23 protein-coding genes are annotated in these 20541 nt (G+C 27.1%); 8 read left to right on the forward strand and 15 right to left on the reverse strand.

Features of this window, described 5'->3' with window-relative positions:
• Positions 1–12: 12 nt before the first annotated feature.
• Positions 13–1005, forward strand: coding sequence for an NAD-dependent epimerase/dehydratase family protein (locus BM072_RS11345; protein WP_092908790.1), 993 nt, complete (start codon positions 13–15; stop codon positions 1003–1005).
• Here the strand turns inward: BM072_RS11345 and BM072_RS11350 are convergent.
• The 8 genes from BM072_RS11350 to BM072_RS11385 all read right to left on the reverse strand — a co-directional run bounded on the left by BM072_RS11350 (position 1002) and on the right by BM072_RS11385 (position 8574).
• Complete coding sequence (locus BM072_RS11350; protein ID WP_092908791.1) at positions 1002–2189, reverse strand: O-antigen ligase family protein; 1188 nt, start codon at positions 2187–2189, stop codon at positions 1002–1004. The genes BM072_RS11345 and BM072_RS11350 overlap by 4 nt on opposite strands.
• Positions 2186–2983, reverse strand: a complete 798-nt coding sequence (locus BM072_RS11355; protein ID WP_092908792.1) for a glycosyltransferase — start codon at positions 2981–2983, stop codon at positions 2186–2188. The genes BM072_RS11350 and BM072_RS11355 overlap by 4 nt, the downstream gene beginning before the upstream one ends.
• Positions 2976–4373, reverse strand: a complete 1398-nt coding sequence (locus BM072_RS11360) for an O-antigen ligase family protein (protein WP_092908793.1) — start codon at positions 4371–4373, stop codon at positions 2976–2978. The genes BM072_RS11355 and BM072_RS11360 overlap by 8 nt, the downstream gene beginning before the upstream one ends.
• A complete protein-coding gene (locus BM072_RS11365; RefSeq protein WP_177190313.1) occupies positions 4363–5463 on the reverse strand; it encodes a glycosyltransferase family 2 protein in 1101 nt (366 codons plus the stop codon). The genes BM072_RS11360 and BM072_RS11365 overlap by 11 nt, the downstream gene beginning before the upstream one ends.
• A complete protein-coding gene (locus BM072_RS11370) occupies positions 5450–6715 on the reverse strand; it encodes an oligosaccharide flippase family protein (protein ID WP_092908795.1) in 1266 nt (421 codons plus the stop codon). Before BM072_RS11370 ends, BM072_RS11365 begins: the two co-directional genes overlap by 14 nt.
• 45 nt (positions 6716–6760) lie before the next feature.
• Complete coding sequence (locus tag BM072_RS11375) at positions 6761–7333, reverse strand: hypothetical protein (RefSeq protein WP_092908796.1); 573 nt, start codon at positions 7331–7333, stop codon at positions 6761–6763.
• Positions 7330–8229: a hypothetical protein gene (locus tag BM072_RS11380; RefSeq protein ID WP_092908797.1), complete on the reverse strand. Its 900-nt coding sequence runs from the start codon at positions 8227–8229 to the stop codon at positions 7330–7332. The genes BM072_RS11375 and BM072_RS11380 overlap by 4 nt, the downstream gene beginning before the upstream one ends.
• Before the next feature lie 153 nt (positions 8230–8382).
• The gene (locus BM072_RS11385) at positions 8383–8574 is read right to left on the reverse strand and encodes a hypothetical protein (protein ID WP_092908798.1); all 192 of its coding nucleotides are present in this window, start codon (positions 8572–8574) and stop codon (positions 8383–8385) included.
• Positions 8575–8613: 39 nt separating this feature from the next.
• Here BM072_RS11385 and BM072_RS11390 point away from each other — a divergent pair, with 39 nt between their 5' ends.
• Entirely contained in the window at positions 8614–9558 is a 945-nt protein-coding gene (locus tag BM072_RS11390; RefSeq protein WP_092908799.1) for a DUF6427 family protein, read from the forward strand.
• Here the strand turns inward: BM072_RS11390 and BM072_RS11395 are convergent.
• Complete coding sequence (locus tag BM072_RS11395; protein ID WP_092908800.1) at positions 9493–10320, reverse strand: UDP-2,3-diacylglucosamine diphosphatase; 828 nt, start codon at positions 10318–10320, stop codon at positions 9493–9495. The genes BM072_RS11390 and BM072_RS11395 overlap by 66 nt on opposite strands.
• On the reverse strand, positions 10296–10742 hold the full coding sequence (gene queD / locus BM072_RS11400; protein WP_092908863.1) for a 6-carboxytetrahydropterin synthase QueD: 447 nt from the start codon (positions 10740–10742) through the stop codon (positions 10296–10298). Before queD ends, BM072_RS11395 begins: the two co-directional genes overlap by 25 nt.
• A gap of 40 nt (positions 10743–10782) precedes the next feature.
• On the opposite strand from queD, the gene BM072_RS11405 reads away from it, so the two are divergent.
• Both BM072_RS11405 and BM072_RS11410 read left to right on the forward strand, forming a co-directional pair.
• Positions 10783–11448: a ComF family protein gene (locus tag BM072_RS11405; RefSeq protein WP_092908801.1), complete on the forward strand. Its 666-nt coding sequence runs from the start codon at positions 10783–10785 to the stop codon at positions 11446–11448.
• Between the two features lie 27 nt (positions 11449–11475).
• Positions 11476–13236: an Ig-like domain-containing domain gene (locus tag BM072_RS11410; RefSeq protein ID WP_092908802.1), complete on the forward strand. Its 1761-nt coding sequence runs from the start codon at positions 11476–11478 to the stop codon at positions 13234–13236.
• Positions 13237–13254: 18 nt separating this feature from the next.
• On the opposite strand, the gene BM072_RS11415 is transcribed toward BM072_RS11410, so the two are convergent.
• From BM072_RS11415 to radA, 3 genes are all read right to left on the reverse strand, one after another.
• Positions 13255–13671 (reverse strand): DUF2752 domain-containing protein, encoded by a 417-nt coding sequence (locus BM072_RS11415; RefSeq protein ID WP_177190314.1) that lies wholly within the window; start codon positions 13669–13671, stop codon positions 13255–13257.
• A 1-nt stretch (position 13672) separates the two neighbouring features.
• On the reverse strand, positions 13673–14056 hold the full coding sequence (locus tag BM072_RS11420; protein ID WP_092908804.1) for a CD225/dispanin family protein: 384 nt from the start codon (positions 14054–14056) through the stop codon (positions 13673–13675).
• Positions 14057–14148: 92 nt separating this feature from the next.
• The gene (gene radA, locus BM072_RS11425) at positions 14149–15513 is read right to left on the reverse strand and encodes a DNA repair protein RadA (protein WP_092908805.1); all 1365 of its coding nucleotides are present in this window, start codon (positions 15511–15513) and stop codon (positions 14149–14151) included.
• 199 nt (positions 15514–15712) lie between these two features.
• On the opposite strand from radA, the gene BM072_RS11430 reads away from it, so the two are divergent.
• The 4 genes from BM072_RS11430 to BM072_RS11445 are packed head-to-tail and all read left to right on the forward strand — an operon-like array spanning position 15713 to position 18850.
• The gene (locus tag BM072_RS11430) at positions 15713–16513 is read left to right on the forward strand and encodes a hypothetical protein (protein WP_143080488.1); all 801 of its coding nucleotides are present in this window, start codon (positions 15713–15715) and stop codon (positions 16511–16513) included.
• On the forward strand, positions 16506–17306 hold the full coding sequence (locus BM072_RS11435) for a hypothetical protein (RefSeq protein ID WP_092908807.1): 801 nt from the start codon (positions 16506–16508) through the stop codon (positions 17304–17306). The genes BM072_RS11430 and BM072_RS11435 overlap by 8 nt, the downstream gene beginning before the upstream one ends.
• Positions 17299–18081, forward strand: coding sequence for a hypothetical protein (locus BM072_RS11440; RefSeq protein WP_092908808.1), 783 nt, complete (start codon positions 17299–17301; stop codon positions 18079–18081). Before BM072_RS11435 ends, BM072_RS11440 begins: the two co-directional genes overlap by 8 nt.
• The gene (locus BM072_RS11445; protein WP_092908809.1) at positions 18074–18850 is read left to right on the forward strand and encodes a hypothetical protein; all 777 of its coding nucleotides are present in this window, start codon (positions 18074–18076) and stop codon (positions 18848–18850) included. The genes BM072_RS11440 and BM072_RS11445 overlap by 8 nt, the downstream gene beginning before the upstream one ends.
• Here the strand turns inward: BM072_RS11445 and BM072_RS11450 are convergent.
• Entirely contained in the window at positions 18843–19871 is a 1029-nt protein-coding gene (locus BM072_RS11450; RefSeq protein WP_092908810.1) for a lysylphosphatidylglycerol synthase transmembrane domain-containing protein, read from the reverse strand. The genes BM072_RS11445 and BM072_RS11450 overlap by 8 nt on opposite strands.
• Positions 19868–20518 carry a hypothetical protein gene (locus tag BM072_RS11455; protein WP_092908811.1) on the reverse strand — a complete coding sequence of 217 codons (651 nt, stop codon included), beginning with the start codon at positions 20516–20518 and terminating at the stop codon, positions 19868–19870. Before BM072_RS11455 ends, BM072_RS11450 begins: the two co-directional genes overlap by 4 nt.
• Between the last annotated feature and the right edge of the window lie 23 nt (positions 20519–20541).

Below are 20541 nucleotides of genomic sequence, written 5' to 3' on the forward strand. Positions count from 1 at the left end.
TAAACTTAATAAATGAAAACAGCTTTTATATTTGGAGGATCAGGTTATATAGCCTATTTTTTAGTTAATAAATTAATTGAAGAAGAGAAATTTGATAAAATTATTTTACTTGATATTCGAAAGCCTAAATATTTTAAAAATTTACCATCACATATAGAATATGTTTTTTGTGATGTAAGAAATCAAATAGATTATCTATTTGACTTTGAGTTAAATTTAGAGGAATCTTGGTTATATAATTTTGCAGCAATTCATAGAGAGCCAGGGCATGAAAAAAAAGAATATTTTGATACAAATTTAAATGGTGCTGAAAATATAAATGAATATGCAGAGAAAATAGGTATTAAAAATATATTTTTTACAAGTAGTATTGCTCCATACGGAAAATCAAAAGATGAATGTACAGAAAAATCAATGATTTATGCAGAAACACCTTATGGTATTTCTAAAGGATTAGCAGAAAAAATACACCAAATTTGGTTATCTAAATCAAAAGATAGGAGGTTAGTAATTGTTCGTCCAAGTGTAATTTATGGTCCTCATGATCCAGGAAATATTTACAGAACTATAAAAGCTCTAAAAAAAGGTGTGTTTATGTTGCCTAATGGAGGTAATATTGTTAAAGCCTATGGTTATGTTTTTGGATTAATAGAAAGTATGTTGTTTACGATGGAGCAGAGCGATAAACTAATAATATATAATTATGCTGAGAATCCTATTCTTAATTTGAAAGAAATGACACATGTAATAAAAAAAGAATTTAATTTTAGTAAACCTACTTTTAATGTTCCTGTTAATTTTTTAGTAATTGTTGCGGGTATTCTGCAAGTAGGATTTAAGCTAATTGGTAAAAAATCTGATATTCACCCAGTGAGGGTAAGAAAAGCAGCATTTCCAACGAATATAAAACCTAATTATTTGATTGAAAAAGGATTTGTTTTTAATTATGGATTAGAAGAATCTCTTCGCCATTGGAAAAATATAGCATCAGAAGATTTTGATTAATCTTCTGGTAATTTAGTATTACGTAATGCTAACATATAATATAAAATAAATAAATAGCAACCAAGTTGTCTATGAAATACATTTTCTACTAAAAAAAAGAGAATAAATGCACTTATTATAGCAAAAGATGTAAAATTCTGTTTTGTATACCATAAAGAGAATAGACAAAAAGAAATAAATAAAGTAAAAGCTATATAACCACCAAATAATAAATAATCAAAGAATTGCGAGTGTGTGTTAAACTGTTCTTTAACAAAATAATCTCTTTTCTCTTTTTTGTTAATTATTTTTTCATAATTAATAATTAAATAATCTTCAATTAATTGATAATTACCATAACCTATTAAAGAATTAAAATCATCATTATTCTTGATGTTATTTACACTTTCCCAAATAACAAATCTAGGCTCATGGTCAATCATCATATCTATGTTATTGTGATTGACTCTTTCTTGTATTTTAGGATTTGAATATATAAAGCCACTTAAGACAAGTAAGGAAACACCCAAAATAATTTTTTTTATTAAACTATAATTTAAATAGAATAAAATGTAAATTAATGCGATAACTATAAAGCTAATAATAGATAATCTTGCAGCTATTAGAACAATAAATGCAAAGAAAATAATAAAAATAAAACTGTAAAGATATTTGTATATTTTTTGACTTGATTTGATAAAAAGATCAAATGAAAAAATACTATTTATTAGAATATAAAAGCCTAGATAAGGACGGTGAATCTTTAGAATATTTACCATCTCAGCATCATTTGCAAAAGGGATAAAATGATTTTCTGAATAAAAAATAACAGTTCTTATTAAACAACTAATCACTAAAATAAGACACGTAAACACTGATGCCTTTTTTATAATAGCTAAGGGTAATTTTTTAGTAGAATACATAAGTAAACTACCAAATAATAAGATAGGAATAAATTTCCATAACGTTTTATTTGCATTATATGATCCTTGAAAAAGACCATTTATGGAAAGGTAACATAAAATTATAATAAAATAAATTGTCAATCTATTTACGTCTATCTTTTCTTTGTAATAAAAATAATCTATTAATATAATGGCAGAATAAATACCGAAAAAGATATTGCTAATAGCAACAGAAAATGGTAATATTAATATAAAAAGTACTAAAAAAATATCTCTAAATATGTTTATTGAATACTTCATTTATAAATATTTTTTTTTAAATTTTGGATTAATGAATATGGAGCATAATATAGAGCATAACTCCTGATAAGACCATAACTAGAGGTAATTCCAAATTTGTAATTTTTTTTAAGAATATTAATTCTACTTTTTGCTTGTTTTTTTCTATTTGTAGCGCTAATACCTTTTGTATTTAACTCTATTGTAACTAATGATTTGTTAATGTTAGCACCTTTATATTGTTTTAATATATTTGTAAAAAAAGCAAAATCTTCAGCAGCTTTATAATTCGTAGGATATTTACCAAGCTGTTTAACTACTTCCGATCTAAACATTACACTAGGATGTATAAACATACAGTTTAATAGCATCCCTTTTCTAATATCTTTATCAATTGAAGGAACTTTTATAGAGTATAGAAATTTACCGTTTTCATTTATAGCATCTACATTACTTCCTAATAAATAAATATCTTGATTTTGTTCAAAAAAAAGTTCTTGTATTTCGAACCTATTATTATGACATATATCGCCACAGTCTAATCGGGAAAAATAAACATATTCCCTATTCAAACCATAATCTAATGCTTCATTTAAAACAAATTCAATCCCTCTATTTACTTTGCAGTATTTAAAAATTATATCTCCTTCAAATACTTTATTATCTAGAATATCTCCTTCATTTATTTTATGAATAATACTACCATCATCAATTATGATTACATCTAATTTTTCATTTTCTCCAATTGATGAAATTGAATTAATTAAACCAGTAGGATTGTTGTAATGTGGAATTATTAATAAATTTTTATTCATTCTTAACTGATTTTATTAAATAGCTTAAACGCATTAAAATAACAAAGTTAATCCAAACACCATACATTCTGAAAGTATCAATTTGCAACCAGTTTATGTAAAGTCCTATTAAAGAAATTGTTATTGATAATGTTAGTATTCGGATATAATAATCTGATGAATATAAAAATTTATAACATAAATATAAACTATAGATTAATATAGAAAGCCAAGAGATAAATCCAACAATTCCTAATTCTGCTAAAATTCTTGTATAAATATTATATCCAGGAGGAAAAGAGAGTTCTTTTTTATTTTTATAGAATAAATCAAATTCATAATTATCTTTTGTAGCCCATCTAGGATAATGGTATTGTGCCTGATATGTTTGTTGGCCATAGCCAACTCCAAAAATAGGATTTTCTTTAAAAACTTCTATAGAAGCGAACTGCATTCCAAATCTTGATTTGTTGGAAATACTTGTTTTTAGATTTCCTGTAAAATTTAAACTTTCTATTTTTTCTTCAATAGAGTTTTTAAATTTTTCAGCACTTATTGTTACTATTGAAAATGATGTAATTATTAATCCTATAAATAAAAAATTTAGCTGTTTGCGGTATATATTTTTTTTATATAAGTATAACGTAAATAGTATTAAAGTAAAAAATACGACTAATAAACCTGTTCTAGAACCAGAAAAAAAAGTTAATATTAATATTAGTATTGTAGGACTTAATTTTGTAATTAAGTTTTTTCCAGTAATAATATAACTAAACATCCAACCAGATATTGTGATTAAAAAGATTGCGAAAAAAGGAGGTTCATAAGCAAAAGCCGATATTCTTCCTCCATGATGATAGATTGGCTTAATAAAAGGAACAATTTCTCCTATAAAGTCAGTTATATATCGTGCAGGATATATACCAAAATACGAGTATAATATTTCAAAAAAACCATAAAAAGAGGCAAAATATAAAGTGTATAATAAAATTGTTCTTATTTTATTAAAAATCTCTTCTGCAGATAGGTCTTTTAATATTTTCCAAAAAAAAGGAATAAATATAAAAATTGGTATTGATAAAGAAATCATTTGTCTAATAAAACGAGAGATACCACTTGTTCTTTTAAAATAGTTCTCGGAGACAGAGCTATAATTCATCAAAGTACAAATTATGCATAATGCATAAAATAAAACAAGTAAGATATATAATTTGTTATGAATAGGGAGGTATATTTTTCCTGTTTTTATAACTTCAATACAAAGTAAAAAAAAACCTAAAAAGAAAAATATAGCACCAGATTCTTTTATATATTCTCCCATAAAGGGCATTACTTCTACATGATTAAATGAGAAAAAGAATAGGCCTATTATAAATAAGTAGTTTAAAATATCTTTATAATTAATTTTCATCTAAAATCAGATCAATATTTTTATTGGTTCCATTTAAATTTCTTAAAAACTCTGAAACCGATTGTGTATATAATTTATAAATAGAAAAGCATATTATTTTTAATTTAAAATAATTTTGCTTCAAAATAATATTTTGTAATATTCGATCATATTTACCTACTCTCAATAATGGATCGTTTTTATATTTGTTTAAAATTTCAATTAAAATAGGATTAGAGATAATAGATTTTACATAGGAATAATTAATATTAAAATTATTATTATCCTTAGAGCAAATAAAGCTTAAATATGTTGCTCTATTAATTAATCTAATACTTTTTAAGCGTTCTATTTCCTTTTTATCAAGGTCCAAATTATAAGCAGAATTGTAATCAAACTTATATTTTTCTATAGCTTTTGCAAATAAATCTCTTTCAATAAATCTTCTTGATTCACTTGTAGAAACGTCACGATAGTAATAGCCAAAATAGTCAATAAACATTATTTTTTCAGCATTTTTAAAAGCTTGTAAATTAAACATACAGTCTTCTTCTATCTCTCTATTTGAAGGAAATAGAATATCATATTTATTTATTAATTCTTTCTTATAAAGCTTATTCCAAACAGGAAAAAGTGATTCTTCAATTAATAAATTTTTTATAATTTTATCACTTGAAAAATCTTGATTATAAATTTTATTAATCTGAAAGATAGGCGCTTTAACAATTTTTTTATTGTCCCTACTTTCAATAGTTCGTGAAATTATAATATCAAGATTGTGTTTTAATGCTTTTGAATATAACTCTTCTATAAAGTTAACTTTATAATAATCGTCATTATCTAGAAAACCAATATAGTCACCTTTAGCCATTTTTATGCCTTGATTTCTAGCTATACTAATTCCTTGATTTTTTTGTTCTAATAGTTTTATTCTTTCATCTTTTTTTTGATATTCATTTAAAATCTCTTGAACATTATCAGGAGATCCATCATTAACAAAAATGAATTCAGCTGATTTAAAACTCTGATTAATTAATGATTTAATACAATCATGAATTAAATTCCCAGGTTTATAAACAGGAATTATAATGCTAACTTTAACTTTTTCCATATACAATTTTTTGAGCATAAAAAAACATTAGAATAGCTAAAATACCTTGTCCGATAACTACTGCTATTGCTGTTCCTATTATATTATATTTATAAGATAAAATACAGCTTAATAAAAGACAAAATATTGAACTGAATAAAAATATATTAAAGAATATTTTATCTTTTTTTAAGTTCAATAAAATCTGTTTACCATACATACTATCTACAAATGAAAATATTGGAATTAATAATAAAATTTGAAAGACTCTTGTTGCCTCAATCATATCTTTGCTAAAAATTAAAATAATTATTTTTTCTCCAAAATATCCTATAATTATAGAAGATGATATTAATATACTAAGACCAACTAATGTTATTTTATTAATTTGTTTTAATCCTTTTATAGGATCTTTATTAATTTCGATAGATAGATGTGGATACAAAGCATTTGATAAAGGTATCTGTATGTTCCTAATACAACGCGATAGTTTATCTGCGGAAGTAAAATAGGCAACATTTGTTAGTGATGAGAAAAAGCCTAGAATTAAAATATTAGTATTTGTAAATAAAGTAGCTTGTAATTCAGATAAAAAAAAATATTTACCTTCATTCAGTTCTTTATATATTTTATTAGGAGATAATAATTTAAATCGGTACGAGGTATTTAAAAATAATAAAGAAAATGTTACAATAGCAATAATGATTTGACTTAAGCTTAGTACTAAAGGGACTAACCAAAAATCATTTTCTTCTTTTATTATTAAAATAATAATAACTAAAGAAGAAATTTTTACAATGATATTAGTAAACATATAGCTTTTCATATTTTGGATACCTTGATAGTACCAAGATGGTGAGAACGTATAACCAATTGTAACACCAAAATATAAAAAATATATACCCCAATTTTCTTTAAAACTTGGTAGTGAGAAGACTATTAATGAGAAAATAATAAAACTAAAAATAAGTAAATAAATTTTAGCTGATATTACTTTGTTTATTATAATATTTAATCTTACTTCTCTACCTTTATTGAGGGAGATTTGTCTTGTTGCAGAATTATTAAATCCGTAATCGATTAATATTTGAAAATAAACAACAAATGCAATTACAAGATTTAATAATCCAAATTTTTCAACACCAACTACATCAATCAATATTCTAAAAATAATCAAAGGGACAAACATCTCTACTATTTGAATAATAGAAAGAAATAAAAAATTATATAATAATTTATCGTATTGTTTATATTTTTGAATAATTTTTAGCACTTTTAAAAATGTAGTATAATAGTTTTAAAACTATTATTTTTTAAATTAAAAAGTTGTGTTTAAAACTTTTTGTAATTCTAATATAAAATCATGAGTTGTGTTTAAATAAGGGTCATATTGACTTTTATTTTCACTCAATATTAATTTATGCTTTTCTGCATTATAAGAAATAAACTCATTTGGTTTAAAGTATTTTGTTAATTCATCACCAAATATGTAAAATTCTCGTGGGCCTTGTTGTAGCTTTATAAAGTTGACTTTTATCTCTTTTTGTTCCTTATTGTTACTAATATCAAATCGTAAATCATTTGGAATTGCTCCATTTGGAAATTTAAAAACAATAGTTTGGTGACCATCAATATCTGAAGCTCCTCCATAAATTGTTTTTTCATCTGTAAACCATCCAATGTTCTTATCTTTCCAAAAAATAATCAATTCATCATTTTTATTAAAATCAGCATTTAGAGTAATGATTAATTCATTACTTGTACTATTTGTATTTTGCACATTATCAGTAGTCGTACTTTCTTCAGAACTATCTTTTGTTCTTACTTTCTTGTCTTCCCCACAACTTTGAAGTGTAATAAAAGTAGCTAATAATAAAATTAAATTTTTCATGAGTTTTTTTGTTTAGTAAATAATAATTTATAACTTAAAAATATTCCAATAAATAAAATAGGAAATAGGATTGCTAGGAAAGAGTTTTTTGATTTTGTTTGAATATTAAGTGATTGACTAATATCTGTGACAATATTAGTTGTTAAAACTTCATTTAATTTTATGTATTCATTTTCTTTCATTAAATCTCGTTTTGTAACTAATAAATCATTAATTTGATTATTTTCATTTACATAAACTAAATTTTTATTAGATTCTTTTTCAGGGGCATCAAATTTTGAAAAAACAGAATTAATCTGATCTATCGTTTTTTCATTTAAATTTAATCGTACTTTTTCATTTTTGATAGATATATCTTTTATCTTTTTATAATAGTTGTTATTATTAAGGTAAGCTAACAACTTATTAATATCATTAGAGTTTAATCTAGGGAGATTTGTACTTAATATTATTTGATGTGTTTTATAATTTTTACTAGTAGTTTCATCTTCTGCAACTTTATTTATATCTCCATCTTCTGCAAATAATTTTAATAATTCGAAATTACTATCACTTTCTTGTACAAATTGATAAATATTATTAATTGGTTTTATTTCTATCTTTTTTATATCCTTTGTAATTCCAATTTTATTTAAAAAGATGCTATCACGATCAGCAATTCTTGAATTTATTAGGTCAATTTCATTATAAATGTAATCTACACTACTATAATTAGGAGCAATAATAACCTTACTCTCATAACTTTTAAATAAAGGATTTAGTGAGTAGCCAACACCAATTCCTAATATGATTAGTATTAAAAGAATGGAAAAATTTTTTTTAAAAAAAAAATTTAATTTCATTAAAGTATTTTTAAAAATGGTTCCTATTTCAATTTCAGAGGATTGAGAATTCATATGTTAAAATTTAATCAAAAAACAAATTATATTTATGATAACCAAACGTTGTTTTGCTGTTTTTATTTCATTTAACCACAAAAAAAACCCCAAACAACATAGTTTAGGGTTTTCCGAAAAATAATTCGAAAATATATTTTATTTAATCAGGAATTAAATTCCATCATATTTTTTCTCATTATCATTACCAAAGCTAGCTAAATTTTTTAGCCACCATCCTAATAATCCAATTCCGATGAATGTAAATGTCCATCCGAATATTACACCAAGAGGAGATAATAAATGTTCAAAAGTCCATTTACAAATATCACCAATTGCAAAAAATAAATCAGTTATAATTCCCATATCCTAGTTTATTGCTTAATTTGCATCAAAGTTAATAAAATGTTGGTTAATCTACTTGACAAACGAAATTTTTTTATACAGATTTTTATCATTGTACTATTTTTTGCGCTTGGAGCAACAAATTTTAACAGTATAAATCTGAGTGATTTAGAAAAAATAGGCGTATTTCTTACTCTGCTTACAATTAGTTTTGTAGGTTATATTGATCGTTCAAACGATTTGATAAGTACAACGTCCTACCCAACTTTTTTCTATATTTTATGGATAATGCCCTTTATTGCTGGGCTATCAGACTATCGTATTGCAGGTAGTTTGTTGTTAATAACCTATATAACAGCACAACTTTTGTATTTCGAATCCGAAAAAAATGATGTTTATAATGCTTTTGACATCGGACTTTTTCTAAGTTTTGCAGTATTATTAAGTCCACCATTAATTATTTTGGCTGGAGTTGTATTTTTCTATTTTCTAACCTTACGTTCTGTAGAACCAAAAATTCCGATTTTAGGAATCTTAGGATTTCTCGTACCAATATTAATTGTCGCTCAGATAAGTTTCTTGTTAGATTATCATTTTCTATTAGATTTTTACCGCGAACAATTAATGTTAACAATGGTGCATTTTGAATGGAAACAACTGTTTTTAATTCCGATTGTAGTTATTTTAATCTTATCGGTAATTAGTCATATCAAAAATGTAAATAAGCTTACAGCGCAAAAAAAGAGAGTTTTTCTTTTGGTGCATTTCATGTTTTATGCAATGGTTGTAACAAATGTCTTGTTTGGGGGAAATAACGATACTTATCTTGCCTTTTTAGGCTTTAGTATCATGATTATGATGTCAAGATATTTAAGCGAAAGCAAACCAAAAATAGAATGGGTAAAAGAAGCCATTCTTTGGATATATTTGATTTGCTTGTTATTTTATAATTTTTATGATAGAATCCCTCGATTCTTCTCCTTGATTACGGAGGTAAGTTTTTAATTCGAAATTTTCACCATCAAAAATACCGTAGGTAAAATAATTAATCCAATCACCTAAGTTTATATGACGCGCTTTATCAATGGAAATTTCCATTGGTAAATGGCGATGTCCATAAACCAAATAATCGTATTGTTTACGAGCCAATTGTTTTTTACTATAAGTAATTAACCATTCATTTTCTACACCAAGAAAGTGAACATCTTCGTCGCCCGAAATCATTTTATTTTTGCGCGAAGCTGTAATGCCAAGCCACATTGCAAAATCTGGATGAAGAAGATAGAATAAGAATTGACAAAATTTGTTTGTAAATACCTTTTTCATGCGTTTGTAGCCATCATCTCCAGGTCCTTTTCCATCGCCATGAACAATGAAAAACTCTTTACCATTGATGATAAAATCTTGCTTATCTCGAAAAACAATCGCGTTGATTTGCTCTTCCAAATAATCTTTCATCCATAAATCATGATTACCGACAAAAAAATAAATCGGAATTCCACGATCAGATATTTCAGCTAATTTTCCTAAAACACGAACAAAACCTTTGGGAACAACATGTTTATATTCAAACCAAAAATCAAATAAATCGCCAATCAAAAATAAAACGCCACAATCGTCTTTTACTTCGTCCAACCATTTTACAAATAATTTTTCGCGTACAAGACTATCTTTTTCGTTCGGAGCACCAAAATGATGATCCGACGAAAAATAGGCTTTTTTTCCTTCAGCTAATTCAATTGTTATTGGTTGTCCTCCGCTAACCATTCTGCATAAGAGTTTTCTGTTTCGTGCAATTTAAGCGCAACTAATTCGATATTTTCTGGTAATAAAGGTTTAATTTTTTCTACAATCCACAAAATCATATTTTCTGCAGATGGCTGATAATCTGTAAAAACAACAGTATGTCCTTCTGCCAATAATTTTTCGCCTAATATTTTATGAGGTGAGTTTTCGTTCAATAAAATGGCATGATCAAAAATGTGGACAATTTCTTTGTTCACTATTTTCTTTAAATCACCAAAATCCATTACCATTCCCAATTTCACATCATCTAAATCTTCAGATGGTTTACCTTTTACTGTTACAAATAATTTGTAAGAGTGTCCATGTATGTTTTTACATTTTCCGTCGTAACCATGCAATGCGTGTGCAGTTTCAAACGTAAAAGCTTTTGTAAGTCGTATGATTTTCATTAAATTTATAAATAAACTTTAATTTGCAAAGGTAATGGAAATCAAAACAATCGTAAATTCTTTGGTTGATTTATTTTTCCCGATGCGTTGTATAAGCTGTCAAGATGTTATACAACCTTCGCAAAACCTTTGTGTTTCGTGTTCTACTCAATTGCCTCTAACACATTGGAAATTTGACCAAAACAATCTTGCTTTTTCTCAATTAAGAAATTTATGCGAGATAGAAAATGCATTTTCGTTGTTGCATTTTAAACATCATAATGTTACGCAAACTATTTTGCATGAAATGAAATATAAAAATCGACCAGAAATTGGAATTGATTTAGCGTATTTAATTCAATTAGATTTAAGTGATTATGATGGAATAATAAGCATACCATTGCATCCAAAACGATTAAAAATAAGAGGATATAACCAAGTTGAAGATTTTGCACGAACGCTCGCAGGAATCAATCAAATTAATTATTTTGGAGATGGTTTAAGCCGAATAAAATATCATTCGTCTCAAGTTCGCGAAGACAAAGCGCATCGTTTAGAAAACCTAAAAAATACTTTCGAAATCAATCCAAATCTAAAAGCTGGACATTATATTTTGGTTGATGATGTTTTAACAACTGGTGCTACAATTGCTTCGGCTGTACATCAGTTTAATAAAAATTCAAATTTTAAGATAAGTGTAATCACCATTGCTTGTGCTTAATAACAAGCTTTTTATTAACTTGCACACATGAATAAGACGACACGTTTTTCGCTTTTAATGATAACCTTAATTACGGTTTTATCTTGTGCCAGACAAGGTTCGCCAACTGGTGGACCAAAAGATGAAACGCCTCCGGTTTTTATAAATGCAGATCCAGATACATTGGCAACCAATGTTGATGTTAATATAAAAGAAGCGATTATCAATTTTGATGAATATGTGGTGCTAAAAGAATACAGTAAAAATGTAGTTGTTTCGCCATCATTTCAAATACCGCCAATTGTTACGCCGCAGGCTATGGCAAAGAAATTTATTTCGATAAAATTTCAAGAAGAATTGTTGCCAAATACAACCTATAGTTTCAATTTTGGTGATGCGGTACAAGATTTTAATGAAAATAATAAATTATCAAACTTTCAATATGTTTTTTCGACAGGAACTTTTATTGATTCATTAAAAATTTCTGGACGAGTAAATTCATCGTACGATTTTAATCTGCCCGAAAAGGTTTTAGTCGGTTTATACAAAGTAAATGAAGAATATAAAGACAGTCTTGTTTTACAAAAAAAACCGTATTACATAGCGCGTGTTAATGCAAAAGGCGAGTATCAATTAAATTATTTAGCAGCTGGTAAATATAAATTGATTGCATTTGAAGATAAAGTAGAAAACGTACAATTTGATTTTGGAAAAGAACGTTTTGCATTTAAAAATGATCCAATTGAGTTGAAAGAAAATCAACAAGAAAATTTAAATTTATTTAATCAAAAACCTGCGTATCGCAAGCCCGAAGCAAGTTTTAAAGGAAATGGATTGATTGTTTTTAAAACAACTGGCGCAACAGATGATATCACAATTACATCACTTTCTAAAGATTTTAAAACGTCAACAATTGAGAAATTTCCAAGGAAAGATTCAATCAATTTTTGGTTTAATCCAAAAGTAGATACAATTGCAGCCAAATCTGCGCGTCTTAATTTTCTTGTTCAGCACAAAGACAAAAAAGATACTATAACTGCTTTATACACAAAGTCAGCAGAAGAATATAAATTAGAGTTTAAACCTTTGAATGATAAAAAATTAGCGCCAAATCAATTGTTTAAAATTCAAGGAACTGCGCCAATTGTTGCAATAGATCCAACAAAAATTCACGTTTTTAAAGATTCGATAGAAATTCCATTCAAAGCTTCTATTGATACACTTAATCGTCAAAATGTATTGTTTACTTTTGAGAAAGCATTGGATCAAAATTTTGAAGTTAATATCTATCCAAAAGCTTTGACAGATGTGTTGGGCGAGAAAAATGATACATTGGCTTATCCAATAAAAATGGGAACGCGAGGAGATTTTGGACACTTAAAATTAACACTTCAAAATACGCCAACAAAACCATTTATCTTGCAATTTTTGAAAGCAGATAAAGATTTTACGATTCTTGATGAAACTTATAATCAGGCAGGAAAAAACTATTTCGAATTTAATTTTATAGAGCCAGGCGAATATCTTTTTAGATTATTGGTTGATGAAAACCAGAACGGAAAATGGGACACGGGCGATTTCTTAACAGGAGTACAGCCAGAACCAATTTATTTGTATCCAGAGCCAATAAAAGTGAGGGCAATGTGGGAAGCTGCTGAAACATGGGTTTTAGGAGAAGCCAATCAACCCGTTGCTTTGCCTAATGATAATGCAGATTCGGATAAAAATAGAATACGAAAAGGACAATTGAAAGAAGGCGAGACGCGATCGTCTTCTGAAAAAGGAAATAATAAAAAAGTAGGAGAATAATCTTCTACTTTTTTTATGTTAATTTATAGGTGCTAAATAAATAAAAGGCGGAGAAGGTATATTTCTAATGACCGTATAAACTACTAAAAAAATCAAGAAATTTATTGCAAAACTTGCTGGAAGATGAAGTTTAGAATTTGCAGTTTTATTACCTAAAATCCATCCTTCAATTACAATATAATATAAATATCCAACTATAAAAAGTGCAAACGGTAATATGATGTTGTATCGTAAAGATTTTAGAAAATGACCATGCAATAAAAAATTAAAAGCTCTTTGACCACCACAACCTGGACACCACAAGCCGGTTGTTGTATGAAAAAAACATTTGATAGAAAACGAATTTTGGTTTTGGTAAAAACTATAAAAATATACAATTACAACAATGGGAATTATTAAAGCAATTCCGTAAACCAAAATTCGTTTTAAAAGCATTTTAGTCATCAAGATTCCCTGAATTGTCTAAAATACCTTGATATTGTTCTAAAAATGCGTCTGTACCTTGAGTAACAACTATAAAAACAATATAAACTAAATATAAAGCCGTAATTCCTAAGGCGATATAACTTAATAATTTAGAATTTTTAGCAGCTTGTAAAGCGCCAGAATAGTCACCTAAATTAAATTTAGAATTAACTTGATTGGCAAAAACTATTGCAATAACACCCAAAATAAGTCCAATACAACAAGGTGAACACAGTCCTAAAACTGTACTAACAATTGCGATGACTAAATTATTCTCTGGTTTTTGCGGAATATTATCGAAAGTTGAATCTGTACTTTGATTAAATTCTTGAATTGGTTGGTTTAGTGAATCCATAAAGTGTGTTTTTTTTAATGCTTAAAAATAAAGAATTATTTAAAATTCACACTATTTTTTTTGTTGATTTTAGCGGATAAAATTAAATCAACTTACTGAAATAACATACGATATAAATCTTCTACTTTTGAAATTCGAACAATTTTAATTCCAAAATCAGTGTCTTTTATTTTGTTGTATTTTGAGACAAATATCGCATCAAAACCTAATTTTTCGGCTTCTGTAATACGTTGTTCAATTCTATTTACCGCACGTATTTCTCCACTTAAACCAACTTCGCCAGAAAAACAACAATTATCTGGAACAGCAGAATCTTCGCTCGAAGATAATATTGCCGCAATTACAGCTAAATCAATTGCAGGATCATCTACTCGGATTCCGCCCGTAACGTTTAAAAAAACATCTTTCATGTTCAATCTAAAGCCTGCACGTTTTTCTAAAACAGCTAAAAGCATGTTAAGTCGTTTCGCATCAAAACCAGTTGCAGTACGTTGTGGCGTACCATAAACAGCGGTAGAAACCAAGGCTTGTATTTCGATTAACATCGGACGAACGCCCTCTAAAGTTGCCGCAATTGCATTTCCGCTTAACAATTCATCTTTCTTTGTAATTAATACTTCGGATGGATTTGTTACTTCTCGTAAACCTGCACCTTGCATTTCATAAATTCCGATTTCGGCAGTCGATCCAAAGCGGTTTTTATTGGCGCGTAAAATTCGATAAACATGATTACGATCGCCCTCAAATTGAAGTACGACATCAACCATGTGTTCCAAAATTTTAGGTCCAGCAATTACGCCTTCTTTGGTAATATGACCAATTAAAATAATCGGTGTATTGGTTTCTTTCGCATACTGAATTAGCTCAAAAGTAGTTTCTCTAATTTGCGCAATACTTCCTGGAGAAGATTCTACATACGAGGTTTGAAGCGTTTGAACTGAATCGACAACAATTAATTGAGGATGAATTTCTTTTGCATGCGCAAAAATTTTCTGTGTATTGGTTTCTGGTAAAACAAAACATTGATCAGATTCAATTCCAATTCGTTCGGCACGTAATTTTACTTGCGAAACAGATTCTTCGCCCGAAACATATAAAATTTTGATATTATCTAATCGTAATGCAACTTGAAGCATCAATGTAGATTTCCCGACACCAGGTTCTCCACCAACTAAAATAACTGAACCAGGTACAATTCCGCCACCCAAAACACGGTCTAATTCTTGGTTTTTTGTAGAAATACGCGTTTCTCCAAGTGGATTGATTTCTCGAATATTTAAAGCAAACGTTTTTTCGTTTTTATCCGATTTGTCTTTCCACGTTTTTTTATCGTCGCCTTTGTCTATAATTTCTTCTGCAATGGTATTCCATTCACCACAACTTTTGCATTGTCCCATCCATTGTGCGGTTTGTGTGCCGCAATTTTGACAGAAATAAGATGTTTTTGTTTTAGCCATAGTTTGAAATTTGAAACAAAAATAAGGTTTTAAAGCGACAAAATGTGGTGTTGTAAATGTGAAATATTTTAAGCAATAACCTTAAAAAGTTAATAAATTAATTTACATTTTAACAAATAAAACCTGAACGATAAAGTTGAGTTAAATATTGAATTTCAATTCATTTCTAATCTATTTTTAAACGAAATAATAAAAGCGAATGAATAAAATTCTATTTCTTTTTTTAAGCTTTTTTGCATTGCAAAATACAGTGGCTCAATCTACATTAATCTCAGGAAAAGTGGTGATTGATGATATTGATTATCATGTAGATTTAGATAATTTTTCAATAATTAATTTGAATACCAATGCAAAAACAACGGCGAATTCAGACGGAATATTTTCTATAAAAGTAAATTTGAACGACGAATTATTGTTTAAAAATGAAGGTATTGAAGAAAGAGTGTTAAAAATTTCGGAAAATATCATTTCGAAAGGTTTTATAACTGTTCATCTTAATGAGATGGTGATTGAATTGGAAGAAGCAAGTATTTTGAGTTTAAGTCAGGATAAATTGAAAAACTTGGGTAAAAATAAATCTTTTGGAGAAAAGTTGAATGATGAGATGGGGTTTAATTCTCCCGAGTTTCAAAAGCTTTTACAAGAAAGGTATGATAATGCGAAAATATTGCGAAAAAAAAATCCATACGAAGGTAATATTCTTGAAATCTTTACATTGTTTAAAAAAGGAAAAGAAAGTGGATTACTTAATTCGAATAAAATCTCTGTTTTTGAACAATTAAATCAATTGAAAAGCATAATTGGCGAAACTTTTTTTATTCAAGAGTTAAAAATTCCTAGAGAAGAAATTATTGATTTTATGGGAAAATATTATGAATCAAATAATTTTAAAAAATTGATTAAGAGAAAACAATTTGAAAAAATCAAAACAATTTTAAAATCAAAGGTTGAAGAATATAATCAATTAAGATCTAACTCAATTTCTTCTTCAAATGAATAAATTTTTATTTCTTTTATTAAGCTTTTTTGCATTGCAAAATACAACGGCTCAATCTACATTAATCTCAGGAAAAGTGGTGATTGATGATATTGATTATCATGTAGATTTAGATAAATTTTCAATAATTAATTTGAATACCAATGCAAAAACAACGGCGAATTCGGACGGAATATTTTCTATAAAAATAAATTTGAACGATGAATTATTGTTTAAAAATGAAGGTATTGAAGAAAGAGTGTTAAAAATTTCGGAAAATATGATTTCGAAAGGTTTTGTAACTGTTCATCTTAATGTTGAAGTAATTGAGTTAGCCGAAGCAACAATAAATCCGCTCAAAAAGAATTTAAAAGATAATATAAAAAAAGATGAATCGGATTCTGAAAAAATAAATAAAAGTTTAGGTATAAATGAGGAATTTAAACTTGATGTAATTAAAGCTTTTTATGCATCCGCTTATTTAAAAAAATATGGAGGAGTAGGAAGTGTTCGTTATGAAAATATTATCGGATTACTTGATCAATTTACAAATGATGCAACAAATCATAAGAATAATTATAAAGAAAAATCGAAAGAGAAATATGTACAAATTGAATTTTTAAAAGACTTTTTTACAACCTATTATTTTGTAAATGATTTAAAAATTCCCGAAGGAAGAATTTTAGAATTTTTAGATTATTGTTATATGAATTTCAATTTCAAACAATTGTTGAAAAACAATAATACAGAAGAAATTCTGTATACATTGAACGAACAAGCACCAATTTATCTCTCAAAAATAACATCCAATGAATAAATTTTTATTTACATTATTGCTTAGTTGTATCAGCATTTTTACATTTGCACAAACTACTTTAATTACGGGTAAAATTATAATTGATGATGGTGTTTTTGGGCAAGATGTGGTAAATAATGTGTATGTTTTAAACCTTAATACAAATGCAAAAACCTTTACAAATGATAACGGAATGTTCTCTATAAAAGTTTCTGCGGGTGATGAATTAAGTTTTCGACACGATTTTTATAAAGAACGTAATATCAAAATTTCCGATGAAATGCTAGCCAAAGGTTTTGTTACAATTCACTTAAATATTGATGTTATCGAGTTGTCCGAAGCAAAAATAAATACGTTGAACAAGGATTATAAACGCAATATTAAACTCAAATATGATAATGTTGATGAATTGTATAAGAATTTAAATTTAGGAATAGATCCTAATTTACGTTTCAGAAAAATTGATCCATACGCATCTTCGATGATGGGTAGTGTGGGTATTTTAAATCCTGCGGCTTGGATTTCGGTAATATCTGGCCAAAAGAAAAAGGAAAAAAAACAACAAGAATATTTCAAAAAAACAGATAAAATAAAATATATAGAAAACTATTTTACAACCATTTATTTTGTTGAAAGTTTAAATATTCCAGAAAATAAAATAAATGATTTTGTGAGTTATTGTTATAGTAATTTCGAAATTGAGAAATTAGTCAAACAAAATAAATACGATAAAATCACTGAAATTTTAGAGAACGAAGCACCAATTTATCTCTCAAAAATAACATCCAATGAATAAGTTTATATTTACATTATTACTTAGTTGTATTAGCATTTTTACATTTGCTCAAACTACTTTAATTACGGGTAAAATTGTAATTGATGATGGTGTTTTTGGGCAAGATGTGGTAAATAATGTGTATGTTTTAAACCTTAATACAAATGCAAAAACCTTTACAAATGATAACGGAATGTTCTCTATAAAAGTTTCTGCGGGCGACGAATTAAGTTTTCGACACGATTTTTATAAAGAACGTAATATCAAAATTTCCGATGAAATGCTAGCCAAAGGTTTTGTTACAATTCATTTAAATATTGATGTTATCGAGTTGTCTGAGGCAAAGATAAATACATTGAATAAAGATTGGAAACAGAATATTAAAATAGAAGAAACTAGTCAAACAAAAATGTACAATAGTTTGGGTTTAGACCCAAATATGCAGTATTACAAAGTAAATCCAAATGCGTCGTCTGTGTTAAATGGTAATGGTATTTTAGATCCATCGCAATGGATTTCTTCAATTTCTGGACAAAAGAAAAAGGCAAAAAGACAAGATCAATATTTTAAGAAAGTTGATAAAATAAAAGATGTAGAAAATTATTTTACAACCAATTACTTTATTGAAAGTTTAAACATTCCTGAAAATAAAGTAAATGATTTTGTAAATTATTGTTACAGTAATTTTGAGATTGAGAAATTAGTTAAACAAAATAAATACGATAAAATCACTGAAATTTTTGAGAACGAAGCTCCGAAATATATTAAAATGATAACTAAAGTTAATTAATTTTTTTAGTTGAATCTCGTCTAATTCTAGCAATTTTATAAATCGCAATTAAACCAAATAATATCATTGAAATAACTTGAGCTATATAAAGAATTAATCCAAAATAATCGCCAATTGCTCGACCTTCACCTTGATTACCGCCTTTTGCTAAGTAAACGGCAGAAAATGCGATTGACATAATATACGGATAAGCTAAACCACCCGAAACGGGTAAAATCATGCCCAAAGAACCTGCAATTAATAAAAATAAACCTTCGGGAATACCAAAGTTTTCGGTATCAGGAAAGGCGAAAAAAACAAGGTAAGTCATCAAAAAATAACAAATCCACAAAGCAAAAGAGTAGAACACAAATAATCCTCTTTTTTGTAATTTAGAGATGGATTTTATTCCTTCCAAAATTCCTAAAAGAAATGTTTTTAGTTTCTCTATTAACTTAGATTGTGTGATTTTTTTCCAGAAAATACCAACTATAACAATACCTAAAGTGATGACTGCAAGTGCAATGTAATAGTTTAGAAAAGGTGATTCTGAAGCGGTTTGATGTGTTTTTTCTTTGTTTCCTAATTCAATAAAACGCATCAATGTATCATAATTGAAAATAAGTGTTAAACCGAAAAATAATCCCAAAAATAAAAGATCAATTACACGTTCTAAAACAATTGTTCCGAATGATTTTTCAAACGGTACTTTTTCCATTTTATACAAACTTGTTGCGCGTGCAACTTCGCCACTTCTCGGAATGGTAAGATTCATAAAATATGCGAAAGAAATTGCCCAAAATCCAGAGGATGTTTTGGTTTGATATCCCATCGGATGTAGTAAAAGATTCCAACGAGCGGCACGAATCCAGTAGGTTAAAATACTGATTGCCATAGATGCAAAAATCCAAAAGTAATTGGTTTCTTTTAAGGTGTTTGCAACTCGTTCAAAATCAATTTGCTTCACTGTTATTACAACAAAAAATAGTGCTAACAATGAAGCAATGATTAAGAAGAGTGATTGTTTAATCTGACTCTTCATAAGTTTTTCTCTTCAATAAATTTAACACAAGTATCTTTGTCAGGGAATATAATTATTTCATTTTTATTATAAATAAAATATTTTTCATTAGATTTTTTTTGATAAAAATCAATGAATTTCCCATTAGAAAGTTTAGCACTGAATTCTTTATACGAACCCATCTTGAAGGTATAACCATTTCTTTTAAAGACTATATTAGTAATAAATATGTCTTGTTTTCCTAAACCTTGTTTATTAATTATTAAAGGATTTTCTATATAATTCTGACTTAAAAAACGAATTATAGCAGAGATAGAGTTTAATTCTTTCTGATATTTACTTTCATTTATCAAGATTGCATATTCATTTTTATTATCTATTTTAAGGGCTAAAATATTTTCATCAAAAAAGCCATGTCTAAATAGGTATGAATTTTCTTTTAAATCAATCAATATAGAACTATTTCCTAAATATTCCCATTTAGCTTTATCTACTTTTCCATTAACTGCAATTAAGAGTTCTCCATTATCTCTAAAAATATAAACAGTTTTTACTTGTGTTAATTCATCTAGTACTACCCAATGTTGGTTAGTTAACATAGATAAATTATCAAGTTTTTGTGAAAACTTTTGAATTTTTGGAATTATTTCCGCTATATATGTTTTCATAAAATAACTGTAATATTTTAAAG

Origin of the sequence: Algoriella xinjiangensis (genome assembly GCF_900115015.1) — a bacterium.
GTDB classification, from domain to species: domain Bacteria; phylum Bacteroidota; class Bacteroidia; order Flavobacteriales; family Weeksellaceae; genus Empedobacter; species Empedobacter xinjiangensis.